Raw genomic sequence first — 5,679 nt, 5'->3', positions numbered from 1 at the left:
GGGAGCCGATCGTGGTGGTCGGATACAGCGGCAGCCGCAGCGCGGCCTGCTGCGCCTGGCGGCGCTGCGCATACGGCGACTGCCGCCGACCGGCATCGTCGGTCAGCGCGTCCACCCGCCGCGCCACCTCGGCGCGATGCACGCGCGCGGAGGCGCGGCGGCTGGCCAGCGCATCGCGCGCCGCGTCCAGACCTGCCTGCGCCTGCGGCTGGTCGTCCAGCGCATCGGCCAGGGTGCGCAGTTCCTGCAGCTTCTGCCTGGCGAAGGCCAGCCAGCCGACCAGTTCGCGATCCAGCTTGGTCTCCTGCTGCAGATCCACCGGCACATGCAGCAGCGAGCACGACGGCGCCAGCCAAAGCCGCTCGCGGCCGACATGGCCGGCGGCGTAGCGGGCCAGGGTCAGCGCGTTGTCCAGCGGCGTGCGCCACACGTTGCGGCCGTTGACCAGACCGGCCGAGAGCACGCGCCCGGCCGGCAGCGCCTGCAGTACCGCGTCCAGTTGCGCCACGCCGCGCACCAGGTCCACGTGCACGCCGTCCACCGGCAGCGCCATTGCCAGGTCGAGGTTGTCGCCCAGCTCGCCGAAGTAGCTGGTCAGCAGCAGCTTCGGCCGTGGCGCCTGCGAAAGGACATCATAGGCGCGGCGATAGGCGGCGCGTGCGGCCTCGTCCAGGTCCAATACCAGCGCCGGCTCGTCGAGCTGCACCCAGCCAGCGCCGGCCGCATGCAGGCGCTGCAGCAATTCCGCATACACCGGCAGCAGGCTGTCCAGCAACGCCCAGCGGTCGCTGCCGTCCACGGTCTTGGACAGCGCCAGGAAGGTCACCGGCCCGATCAGCACCGGCCGGGTCTGGATGCCCTGCGCCTTGGCTTCCAGGAACTCCACCACCGGCTTGTCGCCGCGCAGGCGGAAGTGCTGGCGCCGCGCCAGCTCCGGCACCAGGTAGTGGTAGTTGGTGTCGAACCACTTGGTCATTTCCAGCGCGTGCAGGTCCAGGCCGTGTTCCTGCGTGCCGCGCGCCATCGCGAAGTAGCCGGCCAGCGGATCGGCATCGGCCAGCGCGCGGTAGCGTTGCGGGATCGCATCGAACAGGAACGCGGTGTCGAGCATCGCGTCGTACAGGCTGAAGTCGTTGCTGGGCGGCACGTCCACCCCGGCCTCGCGTTGCAGTTGCCAGTGGCGCAGGCGCAGGTCGCGTGCGGTGTCCTGCAGTTGCGCGCCGTCGATGTCGCGGCGCCAGTAGCGTTCCAGCGCCTGCTTGAGCTCGCGCCGCGCACCGATGCGCGGGAAGCCCAGGTTGGTCACGATCGTCATGTTGCGTTTCCTCATTGCGTTCAAGGGCATTGAGGAACGAAGGAACCGCGCGCCGCGCGCCCCGTTCGCACGGACCGCCCGCCACGCCAGCGACCTTCGCCCCCGCGGGCGAACCGGTACCGCGCGGGCAGGCGGACGGCGCGGCGCGGCGCAAGGCCGGGTCGCGGTCCGGCCGCCTCCCCGCGGAGGCGCCAGGTCGAATCGGAGGACGCACGGTCCTCCGGCCGGGGCCGGTATTCGGGCTGATGGACACGCGCACCGTGCCGGCTGCGCACCTACTGTCCGTCGCTTCCCAGGCCGGCACGCGCCGGCCCAGTGCCATTGACGGAGGTCGTTTCCATTCACCGCTGCGGGGCAGCTCCGGAATGGGCAGGCGCTTGCGGCGCCGGCCGTCACCGGATTCCCGTTTAAATCCATCCCTTCATCCGAATGAAGCGATGAATACCTTCGGCGAGCGCACGATAGGCCGGATGCGGCGGGTGGTCAAGGGCCAGGTGTGTTTTGCGGGTTCGGCCCGGCAGCGTTTGTCGTGAACGTGTAAGCTATTGATCCCTAAGCCAATGACCTGGCGCTGTGGCTTATGCCGGCGGCGCCCGTCCGCCGTGCCGATGATGCCTCCGCTCCCCACCGCTGATCTCCGCGCGCGCTATGCCGCCTCGCTGCGGCTGTCCGTGGCGCCGATGATGGACTGGACCGACCGCCACTGCCGGGTCTTCCACCGGCTGCTGGCGCCGTCCGCGCGGCTATACACCGAGATGGTGCACGCCAACGCGGTGGTGCTGGGCGATCGCGCGCGGTTGCTGGATTTCGATGCGACCGAGCATCCGCTTGCCCTGCAACTCGGCGGCAGCGAGCCGGCGCTGCTGGCGCAGGCGGCGCGGATCGGCCAGGACTGGGGCTACGACGAGATCAACCTCAATTGCGGCTGCCCGTCCGACCGGGTGCAGGCCGGGCGCTTCGGTGCCTGCCTGATGCGCGAGCCGGCGCTGGTCGCTGAGTGCGTGGCGGCGATGGTCGAGGCCGTCGATATCCCGGTGACGGTGAAATGCCGGCTGGGCGTGGACCAGGACGACGACTACGCGGTGTTCCTGGCGTTCGTCGACCAGGTCGCCGAGGCGGGCTGTGGGCTGTTCGTGGTGCACGCGCGCAATGCCTGGCTGCAGGGCCTGTCGCCGAAGGAGAACCGCGAGGTGCCGCCGCTGCGCTACGACTGGGCGCACCGGCTCAAGCGCGAGCGGCCGCAGTTGCAGGTCGTGCTCAACGGCGGCCTGGCCGCGGTGGAGACGGCGCAGGCGCAGTTGCAGGCGGTGGACGGGGTGATGCTGGGCCGCGCCGCCTACCACGATCCCTACGTCCTGCACCGGCTGGACGCGGCCCTGACCGGCGCCGCGCCGCGCCTGCGCGCCGAGTTGCTACGCGCGCTGCGCCCCTACGTCGAGGCGCGCCTGGCCGAGGGCCTGGCGCTCAAGCACATCACCCGCCACCTGCTCGGCCTGTTCCACGGCCAACCCGGTGGCCGCGCCTTCCGTCAGGTGCTCAGCGAAGGGGCGCACCGCCCCGGGGCCGATTGGGCACTGCTGGAGCGGGCGCTGGCGGTCACCGACGGGGCGGCGCGCGCTGCGGCGTGATCCGACGGGCGCAGCCGCGTGGTCCGGGGCACCTTTCGCCTCGATGACCTGATCGCTCTCATCGCCAAGCGGTCGCCTATCCATGCGGCGTCTCGATCGACGGCTGCCACGCCGCCGTCTTCCGCACTTTGTTCAGGGATTCCGTTCAGGTTCCTGGGGCTAGTCTCTGGTCCTGCGGAGACGCCGCCAAAGCACCTGCCGAAGGGCCTCTCCAGACCCCTGGCGCGGCCCTTGCATCGGCTTTCGACAGGTTCATTTGACTGAATGCTACCGGGGGCGTCCGGAAAAGTTCAGACCGGATTCACCCCGAAAAATCAAGAATTTGCCTCGATTTCTCGAGGTCGTCTTCGTTCCCGCGAGGTGTCGCGCTTCACAAGTTTTGAACGTTTCCGATCAGTCCGTTAGGATGCCCGTCGTGACTTCTTCCGCTTCCCGCCACTACCGCTTTGCCGCTGTCTTCGCGCTCGCGCTGGCGTCGGTCGCGGCTGGGCACGGCCGTGCGCAGCAGCCGCCCATGCCGGGTGTGATGGCGCCGCCGGAGCGCGATGCGGGGCGCAATCGGGACTATGGCGGTAGTTCGCTGTCCGACGCGGTGCGCCGGGTGCAGCGCTCCACCGGCGGGCAGATCCTCGGCGCCGAGCGCGTGCCGTTCGATGGCCGCGACATCAACCGCGTCAAGTACATGGACGGCCGTGGGCGGGTACGCTACATGGACGATCCGCAACCTGGCCGTGCGGCGCCGCCGCGGGCGCCGCGGTCGGGCGAGCCTCCCGAGCCACCACGCGACGATCACCCGTGAGTCCGGATAGTTCGGTTCAGGTTCCACACACCGCCCCGGCCACCGGCCACCTGTAAGTTACTAGGGAGAGTTCATGCGTATCCTTCTGGTCGAAGACGAAGCTCCGCTGCGAGAGACCCTGGACGCTCGCCTGAAGCGCGAAGGCTTTGCGGTGGATGCGGCGCAGGACGGCGAGGAAGGCCTGTACATGGGCCGCGAAGTGCCCTTCGACGTGGGCATCATCGATCTGGGCCTGCCGAAGATGTCGGGCATGGAGCTGATCAAGGCGCTGCGCGACGAAGGCAAGAAGTTTCCGGTGCTGATCCTCACCGCGCGTTCCAGCTGGCAGGACAAGGTCGAAGGCCTCAAGCAGGGCGCCGACGACTACCTGGTCAAGCCGTTCCACGTCGAAGAGCTGCTGGCGCGCGTCAATGCACTGCTGCGCCGCGCCGCCGGCTGGAGCAAGCCCACGCTGGAATGCGGTCCGGTTGCGCTGGACCTGGCGGCACAGACCGTCAGCGTCAGCGGCAGCAACGTCGACCTGACCAGCTACGAGTACAAGGTGCTCGAGTACCTGATGATGCATGCCGGCGAACTGGTCTCCAAGGCCGACCTGACCGAGCACATCTATCAGCAGGATTTCGACCGCGACTCCAATGTGCTGGAAGTCTTCATCGGCCGCTTGCGCAAGAAGCTGGACCCGGACGGCGAGTTGAAGCCGATCGAGACCGTGCGCGGCCGCGGCTACCGGTTCGCGATTCCGCGTACCGAAGGCTGATCGCAGGCGCCGGCGAGCACACCGAGGAAGCGACCGCGTGGCGGCACGACCCAGGTGGTACAAGCGCTGGCGCCCGCGTTCGCTGCAGGCGCGCCAGCTGCTCGCCGCCAGCCTCAGCCTGCTGGCGTTCCTTGCCGCGGCAGGTTACGCGCTGGACCAGGCGTTCGCCGATACCGCGCTGAGCAACCTGCGCGAGCGCCTGAAGAGCTACGCCACCGCGTACGCCAACAACATCGACGTCGCCCGCGACGGTTCGCTGTACATCAACAACGACAAGCCGCCGCCGGACCCGCATTTCGACCGGCCCGGCAGCGGCCTGTACGCGCAGATCGTGATGCCCAACGAGCGTTGGATCTCGATGTCCAGCGAAGGCCCGCTGCCACCGCGCGGGGGCATGCTCGAACCGCGCCAGGAAACCTTCGACGGGCCCTGGTCGATGACCCAGATCGACGGCAGCGAAGGCGAGGTCTACCGCTACGGCATCGGCCTGGCCTACGTGCGCCGCGACAAGGAAACCCCGGTCACCATCTACATCATGGAGGACACCCGCGCGCTGGGCGCGCAACTGCGCGTGTTCCGCGGCCGGGTGTGGTTCAACCTCGGCGGCGCCGGCCTGATCCTGCTTGTGCTGCAGGCCTTCATCCTGCAATGGAGCCTGCGCCCGCTGCGCCGGGTGATCAACGAACTGACCAAGGTGCAGCGCGGCGAAGCGGTGCGCATGGGCGATCGCCATCCGCGCGAACTGGAACCGCTGACCGACAGCATCAACGCCTTCATCGAGAGCGAGCGCGAGAACCTGGACCGTCAGCGCAACACCCTGGCCGACCTGGCGCACAGCCTGAAGACGCCGCTGGCGGTATTGCGCACCCAGCTCGATAGCGGCGCGCAGGGGCCGGAGCTGCGCGAAGAGTTGGACGTGCAGCTACGGCGCATGAACAACCTGGTGTCCTACCAGCTGGCGCGCGCCGCCTCCAGCGGCCACAAGCTGTTCGCCGCGCCATTGCCGATCGAACCCAATGCCGAGGAGATCGTACGTGGCCTGGAGAAGGTCTACGCCGCCAAGGGCGTGCTGTGCGAGTTCGACATCGAGCCGAGCGCGCGCTTCCACGGCGAGCCCGGCGACCTGCAGGAACTGCTCGGCAATCTGCTCGAGAACGCCTTCAAGTGGGCGCGCCGGCGG

The 5,679-nt window shown here is 69.1% G+C and carries 4 protein-coding genes, 1 pseudogene and 1 riboswitch; of the genes and pseudogenes, 4 read left to right on the top strand and 1 reads right to left on the bottom strand.

Annotation, left to right across the window (positions count from 1 at the left end; all coding sequences use genetic code 11):
• Positions 1–1,315: pseudogene (locus tag D588_RS0118870) on the bottom strand (5-methyltetrahydropteroyltriglutamate--homocysteine S-methyltransferase); the annotation flags it as partial.
• A 210-nt stretch (positions 1,316–1,525) separates the two neighbouring features.
• Positions 1,526–1,779, bottom strand: a riboswitch (cobalamin riboswitch).
• 144 nt (positions 1,780–1,923) lie between these two features.
• Between D588_RS0118870 and dusA the strand changes: the two are divergent.
• The 4 genes from dusA to D588_RS0118850 all read left to right on the top strand — a co-directional run.
• Positions 1,924–2,943, top strand: coding sequence for a tRNA dihydrouridine(20/20a) synthase DusA (dusA, locus tag D588_RS0118865; RefSeq protein WP_017917080.1), 1,020 nt, complete (start codon positions 1,924–1,926; stop codon positions 2,941–2,943).
• A gap of 415 nt (positions 2,944–3,358) precedes the next feature.
• Positions 3,359–3,742 carry a hypothetical protein gene (locus tag D588_RS25450; protein WP_039726258.1) on the top strand — a complete coding sequence of 128 codons (384 nt, stop codon included), beginning with the start codon at positions 3,359–3,361 and terminating at the stop codon, positions 3,740–3,742.
• A gap of 73 nt (positions 3,743–3,815) precedes the next feature.
• Positions 3,816–4,499, top strand: a complete 684-nt coding sequence (locus D588_RS0118855) for a response regulator transcription factor (protein WP_017917079.1) — start codon at positions 3,816–3,818, stop codon at positions 4,497–4,499.
• An 82-nt stretch (positions 4,500–4,581) separates the two neighbouring features.
• On the top strand, positions 4,582–5,679 hold a 1,098-nt coding region (locus D588_RS0118850; protein ID WP_026143880.1), incomplete at its 3' end, for a hypothetical protein.

It is taken from the genome of Xanthomonas sp. SHU 308, from assembly GCF_000364645.1.
Taxonomy (GTDB): domain Bacteria; phylum Pseudomonadota; class Gammaproteobacteria; order Xanthomonadales; family Xanthomonadaceae; genus Xanthomonas_A; species Xanthomonas_A sontii.
The sequence above is the reverse complement of the archived record's forward strand: the minus strand, read 5'-3'. Positions and strand labels throughout refer to the sequence as shown.